The organism is Paramicrobacterium salitolerans (assembly GCF_051513965.1).
In the GTDB taxonomy this organism is placed as follows: domain Bacteria; phylum Actinomycetota; class Actinomycetes; order Actinomycetales; family Microbacteriaceae; genus Paramicrobacterium.
On sequence record NZ_CP195847.1, the window covers coordinates 386,051 to 404,894 of the forward strand.

The window sequence follows — 18,844 nt, forward strand, 5'->3', positions numbered from 1 at the left end:
AGCAGGAAACCATGAGCACTCAGACACCCCAGGCGCCGACGCGAAGCGAGCTGCGACAGCGGCGCCGAGCGCGGCGAATCGCAGAGCACGCGTCGGGCGGCATCCTTCCGCTCGTCATCAAGATCGCGCTCATCGCCGTCGTCGACGCCATCGCGCTCTTCGCACTGTTCATCGCGATGTCGCAGAGCCAGTGGATCGTCTTCACGGTCGTGCTCGTGATCGCCGCCGCGGTGAACGTCGTGTACTTCACGCGCGGCTGGCTGCCCGCGAAGTACCTCGCTCCCGGGCTCATCTTCCTGCTCATCTTCCAGGTGTTCGTGATCGGCTACACCGCCTACATCGCGTTCACCAACTACGGCACAGGGCACAACAGCACGAAAGAGGATGCCGTCATGGCCCTCGTGCAGTCCGCGCAGGAGCGCGTGCCCGACTCACCGGCCTACGACCTCACCGTCCTCGAGCAGCTCGGAGCCTACAGCTTCCTCGTGACCGCGCCGGACGGAACTGTCAGCGTCGGCGACGACGACACGCCCCTCGGGGCAGTCGACGACGCGGAGATGGAGAACGGCGTCGCCGTGGGGCTCCCCGGATACACGACGCTCGACTTCGAGGGCATCCTTCAGCACCAGAAGGAGATCGCCGCGATGACGGTGCAGATCTCCGACGACCCCAACGACGGCGCGCTTCGCACCCCGGACGGTTCGAAGGCGTACCTCTACGTCTCGACGCTCGAGTACGACGAGGCCGCGGGCACGATGACCGACACCACGACGGGAACGGTCTACAGCGACACCGGAGTTGGCGCGTTCACCGCCGAGAACGGCGAGCAGCTGATGCCCGGCTGGAGCATCAACGTCGGCTTCGACAACTTCACGAAGGCGTTCACCGAGCAGAGCATCCGCGGGCCGCTTATCAGCGTCACGATCTGGACGTTCGTCTTCGCCCTGCTGAGTGTGCTCACGACGTTCGCCCTCGGGCTCTTCCTCGCCATCGTGTTCAACGACATGCGCATGAAGGGCCGCAAGCTCTACCGCGTCGTCATGATTCTGCCGTACGCCTTCCCCGGCTTTCTCGGCGCGCTCGTGTGGGCGGGGCTGCTGAACCGCGACTTCGGGTTCGTCAACCTCGTGCTGTTCGGCGGGGCGGACATCCCGTGGCTCACGAACGAGTGGCTGGCCAAATTCAGCATCCTCTGGGTGAACCTCTGGCTCGGCTTCCCCTACATGTTCCTCGTGTGCACGGGAGCGCTGCAGTCGATTCCGGACGAACTCACCGAGGCGGCGACGGTCGACGGCGCGAAGCCGTTCGCGGTGTTCCGCCTCATCAAACTGCCGCTCCTCCTCGTGTCGGTCGCGCCGCTTCTGATCTCGTCGTTCGCCTTCAACTTCAACAACTTCAACCTGATCTACATGCTCACCGAAGGTGGGCCGAGGGATGCCTCTGCCGGAATCAACGTCGGCGGAACAGACATCCTCATCTCAATGGTCTACAAGGTCGCATTCGACGGTGCGACAAGCGACTACGGTCTCGCGAGCGCCTTCTCCATCATCATCTTCATCGTCGTCGCCGCGGTCGCGATCGTGAGCTTCCGACAGACCAAGGCCCTGGAGGATCTGAACTGACATGAGCCAGACACAGCAGGCGTCTCCCGCGACGCGCCAGGCCATTCCCACGGATGCCTCCGCCATTCCGGCGAAGCGCCCCTTCAGCTTCGGGCGCTGGTTCCGGGCCACCGGCTGGCGGCACCTCGTCGGCGTCATCGTCATCGTGTACGCCGTGTTTCCGCTGCTGTACGTGCTGTCGGCATCCCTCAACCCCAACGGCACCCTGCTGAGCTCGAACGGGCTCTTCGCAAAGATCGGACTCGACAGCTACGTCACGCTGTTCACCTCGCCGCAGCAGCCGTACGCCGCGTGGTTCGGTAACACGCTGTTCATCGGGCTGACGGCATCCATCTGCACCGTCTTCCTCGGCGCGCTCGCCGCCTACGCCTTCAGCCGCATGCGCTTCACGGGCCGCCGCTTCGGCCTCGTCTCGCTGCTGGTCGTGCAGATCTTCCCGCAGCTGCTCGCGGTCGTCGCGATCTTCCTGCTGCTGAACACGATCGGCGACATCTTCCCGATTCTCGGCATCGACAACCAGATCGCCCTCATCGTCGTGTACCTGGGCGGCGCTCTCGGCGTGAACACGTACCTCATGTACGGGTTCTTCAACACCGTGCCGACAGCGCTCGACGAGGCGGCGAAGATCGACGGGGCGAGCCACGCGCGCGTGTTCTTCACGATCATCCTGCCGCTGGTCTCGCCGATTCTCGCGGTCGTGGGCCTGCTGTCGTTCATCGCCACCACGAACGACTTCGTCATCGCGAGCGTCGTGCTCGTGTCTCCCGAGAAGCAGACTCTCGCCGTCGGCCTCTACCAGTTCGTCTCGCAGGAGTTCACGAGCAACTGGAGCGTCTTCGCCGCGGGCGCCGTGCTCGCTGCGCTCCCCGTGATGGCGCTGTTCCTCTACCTGCAGAAATACATCGTCGGCGGCCTCGTCGCCGGTTCCGTGAAGTAGGAGAAGCATGACCACCCAGCTCACCGACCTGTCGATGCTGCCGCACCACGACGGCTCGCCGCTGTACGTCTCGACGCAGACGCCCAGCGTGGGAGACACCGTCACGGTGCGACTGCGCGTCCCCACCGCGCTCGGTCCGCTGCAGGGAGTGCGGGTGCGGTCGAACCCCGATCGAGAGCCCGTCTTCGGGCTCGCCGAACGGACGGCATCCGTTTCCGGCTGGGACTGGTGGACCGCCGACATCACGGTCGCCTCGCGCGAGCACGGCTACCGCTGGCTGCTGCGCACCGAGGACGGCACCGATCTGTGGGTGAACGCTCGCGGCGTCTTCGACACCGAGACCCTCGACAGTGAGGACTTCCTGCTCGTCGCCCACGACGCGCCACCCGCCTGGGTCTCGTCGACCGTGCTCTACCAGATCTTCCCCGACCGATTCGCGAGGTCGGATGCCGCGGACGCGCGACCCATTCCCGAGTGGGCCGTCCCGGCCGCCTGGGGTGACGAGGTGCGGCTCGACTCCGCGGCGCGTTCCACGCAGCTGTACGGCGGCGATCTCGACGGCATCATCGAGCACCTCGATCACCTGGAGCGGCTCGGCGTCACGATGATCTACCTCACGCCGGTGTTTCCGGCGCGTTCGAACCACCGCTACGACTCGGCGAACTTCGACGTCGTCGACGAGCTGCTCGGCGGAGACGAGGCGCTCATCCGGCTGGTCGAGGCCGCTCACGCTCGCGGGCTGAAGGTGATCGGCGACCTCACCGCCAACCACTCCGGCGATGCGCACGAGTGGTTCCTCGCGGCGCACGGCAATCCGGATGCCGCAGAGAGCGCGTTCTACTACTGGCGCGACGAGGCCCACACGGAGTACGAATCGTGGCTCGGAGTGCCGAGCCTGCCGAAGTTCAACTGGAACTCTCCAGAGCTTCGCCGCCGCTTCATCGAGGGTGAGCACTCCGTTGTCGCAAAGTGGCTGAAGCCGCCATACGCGCTCGACGGTTGGCGCATCGACGTCGCCAACATGACGGGTCGACTCGGCGACGATGATCTCAACGCCGAGGTGCGGCAGACAATCCGCCGTACGATGACGGAGGTCAACCCCGATACGATCCTCCTCGCGGAGTCGACCAACGACGCCTCGAGCGATTTCCACGGGGATGCCTGGCACGGGGCCATGACCTACGCGAACTTCACCCGGCCGCTGTGGGGCTGGCTCTCCGAACCGCTCGCGGATGCCGGGGGAGGGCTCGGCATGGCGATGCAGACGATTCCGCGGTACACCGGCCGGCAGTTCTACGCCGCCCACCGCCAGTTCACCGCTGGGTTTCCGTGGCGGGTGCGGCTCGGCAACATGAACGCGCTCGACACCCATGACACCCCGCGCTTTCTCACTCGCGCGCTTCCGGGGACGCTCCCGGTCGCGGTCGGCATGTCGATGACGCTTCCGGGCATTCCTGTCGTGTGGGCGGGCGACGAGTTCGCGCTCACGGGCATCGACGGAGAGGCATCCCGCACGCCCATTCCGTGGAGCGACGCCGACGCGGCATCCGACACCATCGACCTCTACGCTCGGCTCATCGGCCTGCGCCGGGAGCATCAGGCGCTGAACGACGGCGGACTCCGCTGGGTGCACGTCGGAGACGACGCACTCGCCTACGTTCGAGAGAGCGCTGACGAGACGCTGCTCATGGTCGCGGCCCGCGGCGATGTCGACGTCACGCTGCCCGCGCACACGATTCCGGAGGGCGACATTGTGCCGCTGTTCGGCGAGCTCGCGCTCGAACGCGAGGGCGACGGCATCCGCCTCACCGGCTCAGGGCCGACGTTCTCGATGTGGCAGACTCGTGGGGTGGAATCTGCCTGACCGTCGATTCACGATCTGCGAAAAGTTTTGATATTCTTTAGCGGTTGCCAATTGCGATAAGCAAGAGGCTTCGCCCCGATAGCTCAGTGGTAGAGCACTTCCATGGTAAGGAAGGGGTCGTCAGTTCAATCCTGACTCGGGGCTCGTACGTTCTTCGGAGCGTCGTGCGGCAGGGTAGCTCAGTCGGTGAGAGCGCACGACTCATAATCGTGAGGTCGCGGGTTCGAGTCCCGCTCCTGCTACGCACATGGCCTCGGCTTCGGTCCGAGGCCTTTTTCTTTTTCTCTTGCACGCACGAGCGCAGGAGAAGAGCACCTCAGAAGGACGAAATCGGCGAAAACGTCCTTCTGAGGTGCTTTCTTCCTGTGGAGATGCGGCTCGGGTCAGAGGCTGACGATCAGCAGCCCAGCGGCCATCACGATTCCTGAGCCGAGCAAGGTCACGAACGTGTAGCCCAGAATGTCGCGCATCTTGAGTCCAGCGATCGCGAGCACGGGCAGCGCCCAGAACGGCTGGATCATGTTCGTCCACTGGTCGCCGTATGCGACCGCCATGATCGCGACCGACGGGTCGACGCCGAGCTGGTGCGCGGCGTCGATCATGATCGGTCCCTGCACCGCGAACTGGCCGCCGCCCGACGGCACGAAGAAGTTCACGATTCCGGCTGAGAGCAGCGCGAGCACGCCGAACGTCGTCGGGGTTGAGATCGAGACGAACGCGTCGGAGAACAGAGTGATGAGCCCGGACGACGACATGATTCCGAGGATGCCGGCATACAGCGGGAACTGCAGGAGGATCTCACCGACGTTCGACGCGGCCTTCTTCGTCAGATGGATCAGCTCGAACGGGCTGCGCACAAGCAGCAGGATGAGCGCGAGGAACGACCAGTTCACGATGTCGAGGGTGAGCGTGCCGCCCTGGATGAAGTGCACCGCGAGGTAGGCGACGAGCGCGAGTCCGAGGATCAGCGTGAGGACGCGTGACGCGTCGATGCGGTCTGCGGGAGTGACGACCTCATCATCGGCCTCGTCGACCTTCGCAGAGCCGACGGCCTCGGGCAGCTCGTAGACGGGGTCGCCCGCCTTCGGCCGGATGAGGAAGAACAGGAGCCCCACCACGACGATCACCGCGAGGGCGGTCAGCATGTTCCACGACGAGAAGATCGTCTCGGAGACGGGCACGAGTTTGCCGCCGAGGCTCTCGGCGAGGAAGGAGTCCGGGGTCGCGGCGGTGAGCGGGCCCGATCCGGAGTACCCCATGTGCCACACGACGAATCCGGAGTAGCCGGCGGCCACGAGCAGCGGGAAGTGCGCCTTGTAGCCGCGCTTCCGTGACTGGACGGCGATCTCGCGAGCCAGGAGTGTTCCCACGATGAGTCCGAGGCCCCACGTGATGAGGCTCGCGATCGCTCCGACCACGAACACGAACACGTAGGCGGTGCCGGGGCCCGTCGGCACGCTGGCGAGCCAGCCGAGCAGCTTCCGCACCGGACGAGTGTTGGCGAGCATGTAGCCGAGCAACAGAATGAGGCACATCTGCGTCATGAAGGCGAGCAGCCCCGCGAGGCCGTCGCCCCAGCCCTTCACGACGTCGATTGGGCTGGTCTGGGTGAGCGTCATCGCGAGCACGGCCACGATGAGCGTCAGCACGATCGCGAACGTCAGGGCGGAGGGAATCCAGCGCTCGAGGAAGCGGTTGATCGGACGCATGACGCTGCGGCGCTGAGAGGTCTTCTCAGTGGACGGCGCATTGGACATGAACGAACTCCTTTGTTCTTTCGGTGAGGTTGCCGATGCGTTCGACATTAGCGGCAGTCAGCGAGGATGCCGGGCGGCCCCGGCCACCCCTAGGAGCGGTTCTCGTGCCGCTGGGCGATCCGCACGAGCATCTCTGCGGTCTCGTGGACCGCACCCGGCATCCACACGGCATGGATGCGTCGTATGAACTCGCTCTGCGTCGGCACGATCACCAGCTCGCCCGACCGCGCGGCCGTCGATACCGCGAGCTCACTCAGCACGGCGGGCCCGACGCCTGCCGCGACGCTGACGCGAACGGCCGCGTTGCTGTTGAGCTCGAGCGTCGGCGGAACCGGGTCGTAGGCGCTCAGCGCCCGAGCGAGCGTCGTGCGCGTGCCCGACCCCTTCTCGCGCACGACGAGCGGTGCGCGGGCGAGCTCAGCGTCGGTCACGTACCGGCGGCGCTTCGCCCAGGGATGCTGCGGAGCGACGACCACCACGAGGCGGTCGAACGCGACCTCGGCGCTCTTCAGCTCGCGGCGGAGGTCCGGCGATTCGATGAAGCCCAGGTCGGCATGCCCCGCCTGGACGGCATCCATGACCTGCTCGGAGTTCTGGGCCGACATGCGGATGCCGACGTCGGGACGCTCTGCCCGAAGCGCCGCGAGCCAGCGCGGCAGGAAGGCCTCCGCAACCGTGAGGCTCGCTGCGACGGAGAGCTGCGTGCGGGTGTTCGTGCGCAGAGCGGCCGCCGACGAGGCGAGTCGCTCCGCGGCATCCACCACGTCTGCCGCCCACTCGGCCACGATCGCGCCATCGTGCGTGAGGGTCGAGCCCCGCGGACCCCGGTCGATCAGTCGAAACCCCAGGTCGGTCTCGAGGCGGCGCATGGTCCGCGACGCGTTCGGTTGCGCCATGCCGACCTCGGCCGCAGCCGCACTGAGACTGCCGTGAACCGCGACTGCTCGCAGAAGGGAGAGCGCTGCGAGGTCAGGCAATCGAGACATATCGCAATGATATAGCGTCATGCGATCTTCGCGGTTCTGACGCGACGAGCCCGGCGAGAAAGTTGACGTATGGCAGAACAGACGTCCACCACCGATATCGAAAAGCCCGCCAAAACCCCACCCGCGCAGCTTGTGCGCGGGCTCCTTCCCGGACTCGGGCTCTGCGCCGTCGCTGTGGCCGTCGCGCTCGGCATCAACCACCTGCTTCCAGCCGTCAGCCCGCTGCTGATCGCGATCGTGATCGGGATGCTGCTGCGCAACCTGACCCCGCTGAGCACCGCCTTCGAGCCGGGCCTCGCGTTCTCAGCGAAGAAGCTCCTTCGCCTCGGCGTCGTCATGCTCGGCCTGCAGCTCGTGATCGGCGACATCCTCGGGCTCGGTGCGGGGATGATCCTCGTGGTGATCGCGATCGTCGCGGGCGGTATCGGTGCCACGATGCTCATCGGCCGCTGGATGGGCATTGGGTTCACGCAGCGCCTGCTGATCGCGTGTGGCTTCTCGATCTGCGGCGCCGCCGCCGTCGCCGCTGTGGACGGCGTCGTCGAGCCTGAAGATGAGGAAGAGACCGTCACCGCGGTGGCCCTCGTGGTTCTCTTCGGCACGCTCATGATTCCGATCATCCCGCTCGCGGCGGGCGCCCTCGGGCTCGACGCCATGCACGGCGGACTGTGGGCCGGAGCATCCATCCATGAGGTCGCCCAGGTGGTCGCAGCCGGGGGAATCATCGGGGGAGGCGCGCTCGCTGTCGCCGTGATCGTCAAGCTCGCCCGCGTGCTGATGCTCGCCCCGGTCATGGCGGTCGTCAGCGCGGTGCGCCGTCGCCAGACCGCCAGCACGGGAGGCAAGCGTCCGCCGATCATCCCGCTGTTCGTCGCCGCGTTCATCGCCATGGTCGTGCTGCGCTCGACCGGCATCGTTCCGGATGTCGTCGTGAACGCGGCATCCGTCGTTCAGAACGCGCTGCTCTCGGCCGCGATGTTCGCCCTCGGAGCGGGTGTGCGCGTGCGCAGCCTCATCAAGGTGGGGCCGAAGCCGTTCGCGCTCGCTGCGCTCAGCACCATCGTCGTGATGGGCATCGGCCTCGGCGGGGTCGTTCTGCTCGGCTGAGCCCAAGCCGCGGGTTTCTCCTTCTGCCGCGTAGCATCGGAGCGGCAGAAGGAGAAACGTGTCTATTCCATCAGCACCCGTTGCCGTCCCGCCGCGTGTCGCGGCGCTCGCCCGTGGTACCCGGCTCGAGCCAGTGTGGCGGAACGCGTTGGGCGGGCTGACATTCCGTGCTGTTGACGGTGCCACCGGCGCCGAGCACTACATCAAGTGGGGGCCGCGCCACGAGGAGACCTCGATGGCCGCGGAGGCCGAGCGGCTGCGCTGGGCCGGGAGGTTCGTCGCGGTTCCGCGGGTCGTCGCCCAGGGGGAGGACGACGCGCACGAGTGGCTTGTGACCGAGGGGATGCCGGGGCAGAGCGCCGTCGCCCCGCAGTGGATCGCACGCCCCGAGGTGGCGGTCGCCGCGGTCGGCCGCGGACTTCGGGCGCTGCACGACGCGCTGCCCGTGGCGGACTGCCCGTTCGACTGGGGCGTTGCCGCGCGGCTGAAGAACGCGGCCGACCGCGGCATCCGTGTGTCTGATCAGCTGTCGTCGCCGCCCGAGGTTGATGCCCTCGTGGTGTGCCACGGGGATGCCTGCTGCCCGAACACGCTGCTGGCCGGCGACGGTACGGTCGTGGGCCACGTCGACCTCGGCGCGCTCGGGGCTGCCGACCGGTGGGCTGACATCGCGGTCGCGTCGATGAGTACCGAGTGGAACTACGGGCCCGGATGGGAGGAGGCCCTCATCGAGGCGTACGGTGTGGAGCCCGACCGCGATCGCCTCGCGTACTACCGCGCCCTCTGGAACGCCACCTGACGTTCTGCTGTGACCTCTCGCACCTCACCTAGCGCCCGCCACCTATCTCCCAGGCCGCGCGCCGCCCTCTTCTGCGTTCAGGTGTACCGGATACCGCTTTCCCGGAGCTGGAAGGCGGTATCCGGTACACCTGAACGCAAGCCCAAGAAGAATTCTCCAAAAAAAGTTGTCGCGACAAGGAATAACCCGAAAGTGCATGCGGTTGAATAGATACATGACTGAAAGCACTCTCGTTCACCCCCAGTACATCGCCGGCACCTGGACGCTCGACCCTATGCACTCCGAAGTGGAGTTCTCGGTCAAGCACCTCATGATCAGCAAGGTGCGCGGCAGCTTCAATGTCGTCGACGCGACGGTCGTGACGGCGGAGAACCCCGCTGACAGCAGCGTCGAGGCGACGATCGATGTGTCCTCGGTCGACACTGGTCAGGCAGACCGCGACAACCACCTCCGCACGAGCGACTTCTTCAAGGTCGACGAGTTCCCGACCATGACCTACCGCTCGACGAGCGTCGACATCGACGGCGACGACGTCACCATCGAGGGCGACCTGACCCTCCGCGGCGTCACCAAGCCCGTCACCCTCACGGGTGAGTTCGGCGGCATCATCACCGACGGATACGGCCAGACCAAGGCCGGCATCACCGCGAGCGGTGTCATCAACCGTCTCGACTTCGGCGTCAACTGGAACGCAGCCCTCGAGGCCGGCGGCGTCACCCTCGGTGACAAGGTCTCGATCACGCTCGACCTGCAGTTCACGCTCCAGAAGTAATTCTCTGATCGTCTCTCGGGGCCGCGGTTCATGCCGCGGCCCCGTCGCTGTTAACACGCGCGCATGTGCCACGGTAAAGTTCTACGACACGTAGAAGTCAGGCGGTAGGCTGGATGCGTGCAGAACCCCGCGCGCCCCGCCAGCGACGTGCATGCCGCCTCCCGCTCGAGCGGCGTGCGCGCGGCCCGTCTTGCCTTCGTGGTGCCCGCAGGGGTTGCGCTGATCATGGGAATGACGGCGGGTCTCGTCCGAATGGGCGTAATCGACATGGATGCCGCGAAGCTCAGCGACGCCCATGCGCCAGCGATGCTCTTCGGCTTCGTCGGCTCCCTCGTCGTGCTGGAGCGCGCCGTCGCCATCCGACGGCGCTGGGCCTTCGCCGCTCCGCTCCTCATGAGCCTCGGGGCGCTGAGCCTCATCACGCCGATGCCCGTGCTCGTCGGGCGCCTCGCGATCGTCGCGGGACTTCTCGTCATGCTTCTCATCTACCGGGTGATCTGGAAGCGACAGGAGGCCGTCGCCACGAGCATCCAGGCGCTCGCCGCGGCGGCGGGGCTCGTCGCCGCGCTGCTCTGGGCGGTGGCGGTGCCGTTCGAGAACGTCACGCCGGTCGCCGCGGTGTTCCTGGTGCTCACGATCGTGGGGGAGCGCATCGAACTGGGTCGCGTCGGCGGCCTCACGGCCCGGGGCGAGAACGTCGGGCTGACGCTGTCGCTCGCGGTCGCGGCATCCTCCCTCAGCTCCGTGGTCTGGCCCGGTGTCGGCCATGCGATCCTCGGCGTCGCGCTCATCGCGATCGTGGGGTGGCTGCTCCTCGTCGACGTCGCGCGGGTGACCATCGTCTCGACGGGCGCCGCGCGGTACATGGCGGTGTGCCTCATCAGCGGCTACGTCTGGCTCGGCGTGGCCGGAGCGGTCTGGGTCGTCACCGGTGAGGAGGGTGCCGGGATCCACGACATCGTGACGCACGCGGTGCTGCTCGGCTTCGTCATGTCGATGATCATGGCGCACGCCTCGGTCATCCTCCCCGCGGTCCTTCGCACGCCGTTGCCGTACCGCACCTGGTTCTACATTCCGGTCGCACTTCTGCAGCTCTCGCTCGCCGCGCGGGTCATCGGCGACGTGCGCGGGCTCGACCCCCTCATCCGCGCGGGCGGCATCGGCAACGTGGCCGCGATCGCGCTGTTCCTGGTCTTCGCCGTGACGTCCGCCGTGCTTGCGCTGCGCGCCGCGGCATCCCCTGAGCGACCCGCAGACCCGAAGAAAGAAGACGATGCGCACGCTTGAGCGCCGTACCTGGTACATCATCACGAACTCCGTGCTCGGAGCGTGGATGCTGGCCGCCATCGCCGCGGTCATCGCCCACCGCTTCATTCCGCACAGCACCTGGCTCATGGTGCACATCACGATGCTGGGCGCGGTCAGCACGGCCATCATCATCTGGAGTCAGCACTTCGCCGACACGCTGACCCGCAGGCAGGCTCCGGCGGGGCGTCTCGGTCTCGGCATCCGTCTCGGCCTGCACACGGTCGGCGCGATCATCGTGGTTGCGGGGATGCTCGCGGACGCCATGCCGCTTCTGCTCGTCGGTGCCTCGCTCGTGGCGGTCGCGGCTGTCGCGCACTCCGTCACGATGGTGCTGCAGCTGCGCGGCGCCCTCACCTCGCGGTTCGGCCCGCTCGTGCGCTTCTACGCGGTCTCGGCGCTGTGGCTCGTGGTCGGGGTGAGCCTCGGCTTCTGGATGTCGCAGCTGCCCGCCGACGATCCGGTGCGCAGTCGTCTATTCGTCGCGCACGTCGCCGTGAACCTCCTCGGCTGGGTCGGAACGACGGTCCTCGGCACGGTCATCCTCTTCTGGCCGACCGTGCTGCACGCACGCATGCGCGCCACGGACGGCGGCCGACAGGGCGGCGTGCTCGCGGCATCCGTCATCGGCATCGCCATCGTGCTGGCCGCCGCCATGGCCGACGCTCTGCCGCTGGTCGCGGTGGGGGCCGCGGTCTGGCTGGTCGGGCTCGGCATCGTGCTGTTCGAAGGAATCAGACAGGTGAAGGATGCCTCGGGCCTGAGCTACGCCGGCCTCAGCATCGGTGCCGCGCTGTGCTGGCTCGCGGTCTCCGTGGGCTTTCTCGCCGCGGGGGTCGGCACCGCACCGACCTGGGCCGTCGCTGTCGAGCGTCTCGCCTGGATCGTGCAGCCGTTCATCGCGGGCTTCGCGGTGCAGATCGTGCTCGGCGCGCTCAGCTACCTGCTGCCGGTCATCATGGGGCGGCCGAACGCCCGCAAGGCGGCCGAGGCCGAGCTCGACCGCGGTTCGGTGTTCCGCGCGGTCACCATCAACGCCGGCATCGCGGTCTATCTGCTCGATGTGCCGAGTGTCGTGAAGGTGCTGCTGAGCCTCGTCGTGTTCGGCGTGTTCATCGCGTTCCTCGTGCTCGCGGTGCGTGCCGTCATGCGGGGGCTCCGCGAGCGCAAGGCTGAGCCGGCGCCCGCGACGCACACACCGGGACTGCGCATCGGGGCGAAGCCGGCGCCTCAGCCGAAGCGCCGCTTCAGCGGGCAGGTCGTGACCGCGGCATCCATCGTGCTTCTCGCCGTCGCGGGCGGCATCGCCGTCGACCCTGCCGCGGCCGGCATCAACACCCTCGCGGCCTCCGAAGTCGAGGCCACGGGCGAGACGACGACCATCGAGGTCACGGTCGACGGCATGCGCTTCGTGCCCGATCGCCTCGAGGTTCCGGCGGGCAACAGCCTCGTGGTCGAGTTCCGCAACACCGGAACCGACGTGCACGACATGACCTTCGCGAACGGCGTCACCTCCGGGCGGCTCAGTCCGGGGGAGAGCACCACGATCGACGTCGGAGTGATCTCGTCCGACATGGAGTCCTGGTGCTCCGTGACCGGTCACCGCGCGATGGGCATGGTCGCCGATGTCGTCGCGATCGGAGGAGAAACGGCGGAGGGCGGTCACGGCTCGCACCACGGCGACGGGGGTGAGGATGCCGCGGACAGCGCCGCCTCCGACCTGGACTTCTCCGCCACTCCGGAACCGGGCTTCGAGCCGTACGACGCGGCGCTCGAGCCCGCAGATGGCACCACGGTGCACACGGTGACGCTCCCCGTGACCGACGAGACCGTCGACGTGGCTCCGGGCGTCTCGCAGGAGCTCTGGACGTTCGACGGCACGGCGCCGGGACCGACCCTGCGCGGCAAGGTCGGCGATGTCTTCGAGGTGACGCTCGTCAACAACGGCACGATGGGACACTCGATCGACTTCCACGCGGGCGTCGTGTCGCCTGATGAGCCGATGCGCACGATCATGCCGGGGGAGAGCCTCGAATACCGCTTCACGGCGACCCGCGCGGGCATCTGGATGTATCACTGCTCGACGATGCCGATGTCGAGCCACATCGCGAACGGTATGTTCGGTGCGGTCATCATCGACCCGCCGGAGCTCGCGCCCGTCGACCACGAGTTCGTCATGGTGCAGTCCGAGTTCTATCTCGGGCCCCAGGGCGACGCGGTGGATGCCGAGAAGGTCGCGACTCAGATGCCCGACATCGTCGCATTCAACGGCTACGCCAACCAGTACCGCGATGTGCCGCTCGAGGTGAAGGCCGGCGAGTCGGTGCGTTTCTGGGTGCTCGACGCCGGGCCCAACGTGGCGTCGTCGTTCCACGTCGTCGGCGGCCAGTTCCACACGGTGTGGAAGGAGGGCGACTACACCCTGAAGGATGGCGGATCGACCGGAGTCGGCGGTTCACAGGCACTCGATCTCGCTCCGGCGCAGGGCGGATTCGTTGAGCTGACTTTCCCGGAGGCGGGCAACTACACATTCGTCTCGCACATCATGTCGGATGCCGAGAAGGGCGCGACGGGCATCGTCCACGTCACGGACTGATCCCCACCGCACGCTCCCACCGCTCACGCTCGCCCTGCTTCCATCTTCACCGTGCTCACGCTCACCCTGCCAGCATCCCCACCGCCCACGAAGTCGGAAATTTTTGCGAAACGCCGGTGAAGGATGCCGCGAGAGCGGCGCGCCGCCAAGATTTTCCGACTTTGTGACGCCGCGTCCGCTTAGGGGCTCGGCGCACTCAGGGGCTCGGCGCGCTCACGAGCTCCGCGCGCTCAGGGGCCCAGCATGCTCACGGACTCGGCACGCTCACGGGCTGCAGCGTCGGCCGCTTCGCCGTGCGGCCGTCGCCCGACGAGCGCCCCGTGAGCCGACGGCCGACCCAGGGCAGAACGTACTCGCGGTAATACGCGAACGTGCGCTGGGCTGTCGGCGCGGCATCCGCCACCTCGTCGACGCCCCACACACTCGGCACGGGCACGCCGAGGGCCTCGAGCACGTTCGCAGCCACGCGCGAGTGGCCGAGCGCATTGAGATGCAGACGATCCGCCGACCAGTAGCGCAGATCCTCGAGGGTCTCGTCGTTCCAGTTGTCGACGAACGTCACCCCCGTTCCGCCGAGCGCATCGGCGACCGCCTCCGCGAGCAGATCGCCCCGTTTGCGGATGAGCCGACCCATCGGCAGGTTCCGCGAGGGATTCGCACCGGCGAGGATCACCGGGCGCGTCTCGGTCTCGCACACGCGATCGAGAACGTCCATCGTGCGCTCGACGACCCAGTCGATGCTGACGCGCGGCCGCATGATGTCGTTGCCGCCACCGTTGAACGTCAGCATCTCCGCTCCGAGCGCAAGCGCCGGCTCCAGCTGCTCGTCGATGATGGGCCCCAGCTTGCGCCCACGGATCGCGAGGTTCGCATAGAGCACAGGGTGACAGGATGCCGCCTGAAGGCCGATCGCGACGAAGTCCGCCCAGCCTCGCACGCCGCCGTCCGGCAGGTCATCGCCGACGCCCTCGGTGAAGCTGTCTCCTACGGCGACGTAGCTCTGGATCATGCGTCCTCCTGAAGGAACTCGATGGCCGCGCGGCGGAAGGCTCCGGAGGTCGGCGCGTTGAAGTGGGTGCGGCCGGGGAGCTCGACGAAGCGGGCATCCGGCGCCTCGTCTGCGAGCGTGCGGGCCTCACCGGCGATGGCGTCGTCGCTTCCCGCGGCGATGAGCAGCGGCTGCGTCGGGGCGTCGTCGGTCGAGGCGTGCGGGTCGCCGCGCAGCCCCTCGACGAGCGCGACGAGCGCGAAGAGGTCGTTGCCGCGCTGCTCGCTTGCCATCTCGATGTACGTGCGCGTCACGGCATCCCTGATCGGCAGACCCATGCTCGTGTAGTCACGTGCCTGCCTCACATCGAGCTTCGCGAACGGGTCGCCCTTGGGGATGCCGCCGAGCACGGCGCGCGTCACACGCTCCGGTTCGGTCAGCGCCGAGTACCAGGTGGCGCGGGCGCCCATCGAGTATCCGATCCACGGCGCCGACGCGATCGAGTACGCGTCCATCGCTCGGAAGACATCGTCGCGCAGCAGCGGCATGCTGTACGCGGAGGAGTCGTGCGGCTTGCCGCTCTGGCCGTGCGCCCGGTGATCGATCGCGATGGCGCGGTATCCGGCGCGCATCAGCTCCCTGGTCCAGCCCGTCAGCACCCAGTTGTTCTCCGCGCTCGAGGCGAATCCGTGCACGAGCACGACGGGCGTCGCATCGGGGTCGCCGATGTCATACGTGGCGATCTGCACGTCTCCGGATCTGATCATGCGTGGCTCTGGCGCAGACGGAAGCATGCTCCTATTCGACCACGAACCTGCGCTTCATCAGCAACCGGGCGGCTGTCGCAGACCGAGAGGATGCCGCTGCCGCGATAGTCTGTCACGGGCGCGACGGAGGGGGAGCATCATGCGGCGACGGATCGATTGGGCGTGGTTCGCGCTCATCGGCGCCATCGCTGGGTTCCTCTCGGGACTGTTCGGCGTCGGCGGCGGAATCATCATCGTTCCGCTGCTCATCACCCTTGCGAAGTTTGATCCGAAGCGTGCGGCGGGCACGTCGCTCGCGGCGATCGTGCCGACCGCGATCACCGGCGTCGTGAGCTACGCGGTGCACGGCGATGTGGCGTGGATCGTCGCGGTTGTGCTCTGCCTCGGCTCCATCACGGGTGCTCAGCTCGGCAGCCTTCTGCTGCACCGGCTGCCCAAGCGCGTCGTGCAGTGGGTGTTCATCGTCTTCCTCCTCGCGGTCATCGTGTCGATGTTCTTCGTCATCCCGTCGCGCGATGCGGTTATCGAGCTCACGGTGCCGTCGGTCATCGGGCTCATCGTGCTGGGTCTTGTGGTCGGTGTCCTCTCCGGCATCCTCGGAATCGGCGGCGGTGCCGTGATCGTGCCGATGCTGATCCTCATCTTCGGCGCGAGCGACCTGACGGCGAAGGGAACCTCTCTCGCCGTGATGATCCCCACGGCGATCTCCGGCACGATCGGCAACGTGCGCCGCCGCAACGTCGACCTCGGCGCAGCGCTCACCGTCGGCGTTTGCGCGAGCGTCACGACGTCGCTCGGGGCGCTGCTTGCGGGCGCGATCGACCCGATGGTCGGCAACGTGCTCTTCGCGGCGTTCCTCGTCGCGATCGCGATCCAGCTGTCGATCCGCGCGCTCCGCGGACGCTGATCTCACGTTCGGCACCGGACGCGCGTCTGCAGAGTGTCGGTGGAACCCGGCAGACTGGAGAGACCATGACCACCGTGCACAGTGTCATCGATTCGCCGATCGGCCCGCTCACCCTCGTCGGAGAACGCCGCGATGCCGATGAGCGCCCGCGGGCCGAGCCCTCTGGTGCGCCCGTCACGCTGACTGCCGTGTGGATGGACGTCGACCGCCACAGGCATCCCGCCGACGAGCTCGGCGCACGCGACGATGCCGCGTTCGTCGTCGCGGGGCAGCAGCTCCGCGAATACTTCGCCGGTGAGCGGCGCGAGTTCGACCTCGAGCTCGACCCGCGCGGCACCGATTTCGAGAAGCGGGTGTGGATGCTGCTGCGCGACATTCCGTACGGGCAGACGCGCAGCTACGGCGATCTCGCCGCGGAGCTCGGCGATCTGAAGCTCACACGCGCCGTCGGCACCGCGAACGGACGCAACCCGCTCTCGGTCATCGTGCCGTGCCACCGGGTCATCGGGGCGGACGGTTCTCTGACGGGCTACGCGGGTGGGCTCGAGCGCAAGAGGTTCCTGCTCGCTCTCGAGCGCGACGATTCCCCGACCGATGATCAGCTGTTCTGACGCATGACCGCGCTCGCCCACTCTCTCGATCTGCCCTTTTCGGGGCCATACGACGTCGCGGCTCTGCTCGCGGCGCAGCGAACACACTCCGTCGCGGGCATCGATGCGCCGGAGCCCTCTGCGACGGCTGCCTCTGCCGAACGAGAGAGCGAGGATGCCGCGATCACGCGCGGCATCAGTCATGACGGACGGCGGGGCATCCTCCGCGCGGTCTTCCATGACGATCACGTGCGGGCGACCAGCACCCTGCCGATCGACGATGCCCTCGCGCAGCGCATCCGCCGCTGGCTGGACCTCGATGCTGACCCGCGCCGCGTCGCCGAGTCTTTCGCCGACGACCCGGTCATCGCACCCCTCGTCGCACGGCGGCCGGGACTGCGGATCTTCGGGCACATCGACGACCTCGAGGCCGCGTGTTTCGCTGTTCTCGGCCAGCAGGTCTCCCTCGCCTCAGCGCGCACCTTCCAGCGCCGCTTCGTCGCAGAGTTCGGCGAGCTCGACCCCGAGACCGGCTACCGCCATCTGCCCGACGCCGCGACGCTCGCCGGCCAGACTCCGCAGCAGATCCGCGACGCCATCGGCCTCACCCGCTCCCGCGCGGCCACGCTGCACTCCGTCGCCGCGGCGCTCGCGGACGGCCTCGAGCTGAACGGCGACCCTGCCGGCATCCGCTCTCGCCTTCTCTCGCTGAAGGGCATCGGGCCGTGGACGGCCGACTACCTGGCGGTCCGCGCCGTCGGCGACCGCGACGCGTTCCCCTCGGGCGACCTCGTGCTGCGGCGTGCGATGGGGGCAGAGGATGCCGCGAGCGCGACGGCCGCGGGTGAGGCCTGGCGCCCGCTCCGCGCCTACGCCACCTTCCACCTCTGGACCGAGCACGCCTACTGCGCGCCGGCATCCGCGCGCCTCTGATTCACGGCGCGCATCAAGCACGTGAACGGTAGGCTTGCACCCGTGTCTGTGAATCCCGAGATCCAGGGGCGCACGCTGCCCCCGACAGAGCCGTACCTCGTCGGACGTGAGAAGGTGCGCGAGTTCTCTCGCGCCGTGTTCGCGACCAATCCCATCAATCTCGAGGTCGCCGCCGCACGTGCGGCGGGCCACGCAGATGTGGTCGCGCCCCCGACCTTCGCGGTCGTCGTGCAGGAGAGAACGCTCCAGCAGCTTCTCGCCGAGCCCGACGCGGGCATCGACTTCAGCCGTGTCGTCCACGGCAATCAGCGCTTCACCTACACGCGCCCGATCGTGGCCGGCGACGAGCTCACCGCGCAGCTCACCGTGTCGAGCGTGAAGACGCTCGGCGCGCACGCCATGGTCACTGCAGACACGGTAGTGACGGATGCCGAGGGACGGCACGTCGTCACCGCCATCTCCACTCTCGTTGTGCGAGGAGACGAATGAGCACCACAGACCTTACTCAGCTGGCCGTGGGCGACGTCGTCGCCGAGCGCACCCTCACCTTCACGCGCGACTCTCTCGTGCGGTATGCGGGGGCCTCGGGCGACTTCAACCCCATCCACTACCGTGACGACGTCGCGGCATCGGTCGATCTGCCCGGCGTTATCGCGCACGGCATGCTCACGATGGGCGCCGCGGTGCAGCCCGTCGTCGACTGGATCGGCGACCCGGCGCGCGTCACCGACTACCAGGTGAAGTTCACGCGGCCCGTCGTCGTCGATCCGGTCGACGGGGCCGAGGTCTCCGTCACCGCGAAGGTCGGTGCCGTCGATGTCGACGCCGGAACCGCCCGCATCGACCTGACCGTGACCTTCGACGCGGCAACCGTGCTCGGCAAGGCGCAGGCGGTTGTGACGCCAGCGTGAGCG

General features: G+C 67.6%; 17 protein-coding genes and 2 tRNA genes. 15 read left to right on the top strand and 4 right to left on the bottom strand.

What is annotated here, in order from left to right; translation table 11 throughout:
* Nucleotides 1-11 precede the first annotated feature (11 nt).
* The 5 genes from ACSAGD_RS01880 (at nucleotide 12) to ACSAGD_RS01900 (ending at nucleotide 4,665) form a co-directional block, all read left to right on the top strand.
* Nucleotides 12-1,622, top strand: coding sequence for an ABC transporter permease subunit (locus tag ACSAGD_RS01880; RefSeq protein ID WP_437584034.1), 1,611 nt, complete (start codon nucleotides 12-14; stop codon nucleotides 1,620-1,622).
* 1 nt (nucleotide 1,623) lies between these two features.
* Nucleotides 1,624-2,559, top strand: coding sequence for a sugar ABC transporter permease (locus ACSAGD_RS01885; protein WP_437584035.1), 936 nt, complete (start codon nucleotides 1,624-1,626; stop codon nucleotides 2,557-2,559).
* A gap of 7 nt (nucleotides 2,560-2,566) precedes the next feature.
* Nucleotides 2,567-4,423, top strand: a complete 1,857-nt coding sequence (locus ACSAGD_RS01890; protein ID WP_437584036.1) for a glycoside hydrolase family 13 protein — start codon at nucleotides 2,567-2,569, stop codon at nucleotides 4,421-4,423.
* Between the two features lie 72 nt (nucleotides 4,424-4,495).
* Nucleotides 4,496-4,567, top strand: a tRNA-Thr gene (locus ACSAGD_RS01895).
* A 24-nt stretch (nucleotides 4,568-4,591) separates the two neighbouring features.
* A tRNA-Met gene (locus ACSAGD_RS01900) sits at nucleotides 4,592-4,665 on the top strand.
* 141 nt (nucleotides 4,666-4,806) lie between these two features.
* On the opposite strand, the gene ACSAGD_RS01905 is transcribed toward ACSAGD_RS01900, so the two are convergent.
* Entirely contained in the window at nucleotides 4,807-6,180 is a 1,374-nt protein-coding gene (locus ACSAGD_RS01905; protein ID WP_437584037.1) for a short-chain fatty acid transporter, read from the bottom strand.
* A gap of 89 nt (nucleotides 6,181-6,269) precedes the next feature.
* Nucleotides 6,270-7,166 carry a LysR family transcriptional regulator gene (locus tag ACSAGD_RS01910; RefSeq protein ID WP_437584038.1) on the bottom strand — a complete coding sequence of 299 codons (897 nt, stop codon included), beginning with the start codon at nucleotides 7,164-7,166 and terminating at the stop codon, nucleotides 6,270-6,272.
* Nucleotides 7,167-7,235: 69 nt separating this feature from the next.
* Between ACSAGD_RS01910 and ACSAGD_RS01915 the strand changes: the two genes are divergently transcribed.
* From ACSAGD_RS01915 to ACSAGD_RS01935, 5 genes are all read left to right on the top strand, one after another.
* Complete coding sequence (locus tag ACSAGD_RS01915) at nucleotides 7,236-8,273, top strand: YeiH family protein (protein WP_437584039.1); 1,038 nt, start codon at nucleotides 7,236-7,238, stop codon at nucleotides 8,271-8,273.
* Between the two features lie 58 nt (nucleotides 8,274-8,331).
* Nucleotides 8,332-9,072 (top strand): phosphotransferase, encoded by a 741-nt coding sequence (locus ACSAGD_RS01920; protein ID WP_437584040.1) that lies wholly within the window; start codon nucleotides 8,332-8,334, stop codon nucleotides 9,070-9,072.
* A 214-nt stretch (nucleotides 9,073-9,286) separates the two neighbouring features.
* Entirely contained in the window at nucleotides 9,287-9,844 is a 558-nt protein-coding gene (locus ACSAGD_RS01925) for a YceI family protein (RefSeq protein WP_437584041.1), read from the top strand.
* A gap of 117 nt (nucleotides 9,845-9,961) precedes the next feature.
* On the top strand, nucleotides 9,962-11,131 hold the full coding sequence (locus ACSAGD_RS01930) for a hypothetical protein (protein ID WP_437584042.1): 1,170 nt from the start codon (nucleotides 9,962-9,964) through the stop codon (nucleotides 11,129-11,131).
* Entirely contained in the window at nucleotides 11,118-13,745 is a 2,628-nt protein-coding gene (locus ACSAGD_RS01935; RefSeq protein WP_437584043.1) for a multicopper oxidase domain-containing protein, read from the top strand. The genes ACSAGD_RS01930 and ACSAGD_RS01935 overlap by 14 nt, the downstream gene beginning before the upstream one ends.
* 247 nt (nucleotides 13,746-13,992) lie before the next feature.
* On the opposite strand, the gene ACSAGD_RS01940 is transcribed toward ACSAGD_RS01935, so the two are convergent.
* A complete protein-coding gene (locus ACSAGD_RS01940) occupies nucleotides 13,993-14,754 on the bottom strand; it encodes an SGNH/GDSL hydrolase family protein (RefSeq protein WP_437584044.1) in 762 nt (253 codons plus the stop codon).
* Nucleotides 14,751-15,500, bottom strand: a complete 750-nt coding sequence (locus tag ACSAGD_RS01945) for an alpha/beta fold hydrolase (protein ID WP_437584045.1) — start codon at nucleotides 15,498-15,500, stop codon at nucleotides 14,751-14,753. The genes ACSAGD_RS01940 and ACSAGD_RS01945 overlap by 4 nt, the downstream gene beginning before the upstream one ends.
* A gap of 139 nt (nucleotides 15,501-15,639) precedes the next feature.
* Between ACSAGD_RS01945 and ACSAGD_RS01950 the strand changes: the two genes are divergently transcribed.
* From ACSAGD_RS01950 to ACSAGD_RS01970, 5 genes are all read left to right on the top strand, one after another.
* Nucleotides 15,640-16,407 (top strand): sulfite exporter TauE/SafE family protein, encoded by a 768-nt coding sequence (locus tag ACSAGD_RS01950; protein WP_437584046.1) that lies wholly within the window; start codon nucleotides 15,640-15,642, stop codon nucleotides 16,405-16,407.
* 65 nt (nucleotides 16,408-16,472) lie between these two features.
* Entirely contained in the window at nucleotides 16,473-17,018 is a 546-nt protein-coding gene (locus ACSAGD_RS01955; protein ID WP_437584047.1) for a methylated-DNA--[protein]-cysteine S-methyltransferase, read from the top strand.
* A gap of 3 nt (nucleotides 17,019-17,021) precedes the next feature.
* Nucleotides 17,022-17,930 carry a DNA-3-methyladenine glycosylase family protein gene (locus tag ACSAGD_RS01960; RefSeq protein ID WP_437584048.1) on the top strand — a complete coding sequence of 303 codons (909 nt, stop codon included), beginning with the start codon at nucleotides 17,022-17,024 and terminating at the stop codon, nucleotides 17,928-17,930.
* A gap of 42 nt (nucleotides 17,931-17,972) precedes the next feature.
* Nucleotides 17,973-18,419 (top strand): FAS1-like dehydratase domain-containing protein, encoded by a 447-nt coding sequence (locus tag ACSAGD_RS01965; protein WP_437584049.1) that lies wholly within the window; start codon nucleotides 17,973-17,975, stop codon nucleotides 18,417-18,419.
* Nucleotides 18,416-18,841, top strand: coding sequence for a MaoC/PaaZ C-terminal domain-containing protein (locus ACSAGD_RS01970; protein WP_437584050.1), 426 nt, complete (start codon nucleotides 18,416-18,418; stop codon nucleotides 18,839-18,841). Before ACSAGD_RS01965 ends, ACSAGD_RS01970 begins: the two co-directional genes overlap by 4 nt.
* The last annotated feature ends 3 nt before the right edge of the window (nucleotides 18,842-18,844 follow it).

Coding starts and splice junctions, on each gene's coding strand:
- ACSAGD_RS01955 (WP_437584047.1), top strand. CDS start 16,473: ATGACCACCGTGCACAGTGTCATCGATTCGCCGATCGGCCCGCTCACC.
- ACSAGD_RS01885 (WP_437584035.1), top strand. CDS start 1,624: ATGAGCCAGACACAGCAGGCGTCTCCCGCGACGCGCCAGGCCATTCCC.
- ACSAGD_RS01950 (WP_437584046.1), top strand. CDS start 15,640: ATGCGGCGACGGATCGATTGGGCGTGGTTCGCGCTCATCGGCGCCATC.
- ACSAGD_RS01910 (WP_437584038.1), bottom strand. CDS start 7,166: ATGTCTCGATTGCCTGACCTCGCAGCGCTCTCCCTTCTGCGAGCAGTC.
- ACSAGD_RS01925 (WP_437584041.1), top strand. CDS start 9,287: ATGACTGAAAGCACTCTCGTTCACCCCCAGTACATCGCCGGCACCTGG.
- ACSAGD_RS01905 (WP_437584037.1), bottom strand. CDS start 6,180: ATGTCCAATGCGCCGTCCACTGAGAAGACCTCTCAGCGCCGCAGCGTC.
- ACSAGD_RS01940 (WP_437584044.1), bottom strand. CDS start 14,754: ATGATCCAGAGCTACGTCGCCGTAGGAGACAGCTTCACCGAGGGCGTC.
- ACSAGD_RS01945 (WP_437584045.1), bottom strand. CDS start 15,500: ATGATCAGATCCGGAGACGTGCAGATCGCCACGTATGACATCGGCGAC.
- ACSAGD_RS01935 (WP_437584043.1), top strand. CDS start 11,118: ATGCGCACGCTTGAGCGCCGTACCTGGTACATCATCACGAACTCCGTG.
- ACSAGD_RS01970 (WP_437584050.1), top strand. CDS start 18,416: ATGAGCACCACAGACCTTACTCAGCTGGCCGTGGGCGACGTCGTCGCC.
- ACSAGD_RS01890 (WP_437584036.1), top strand. CDS start 2,567: ATGACCACCCAGCTCACCGACCTGTCGATGCTGCCGCACCACGACGGC.
- ACSAGD_RS01915 (WP_437584039.1), top strand. CDS start 7,236: ATGGCAGAACAGACGTCCACCACCGATATCGAAAAGCCCGCCAAAACC.
- ACSAGD_RS01960 (WP_437584048.1), top strand. CDS start 17,022: ATGACCGCGCTCGCCCACTCTCTCGATCTGCCCTTTTCGGGGCCATAC.
- ACSAGD_RS01880 (WP_437584034.1), top strand. CDS start 12: ATGAGCACTCAGACACCCCAGGCGCCGACGCGAAGCGAGCTGCGACAG.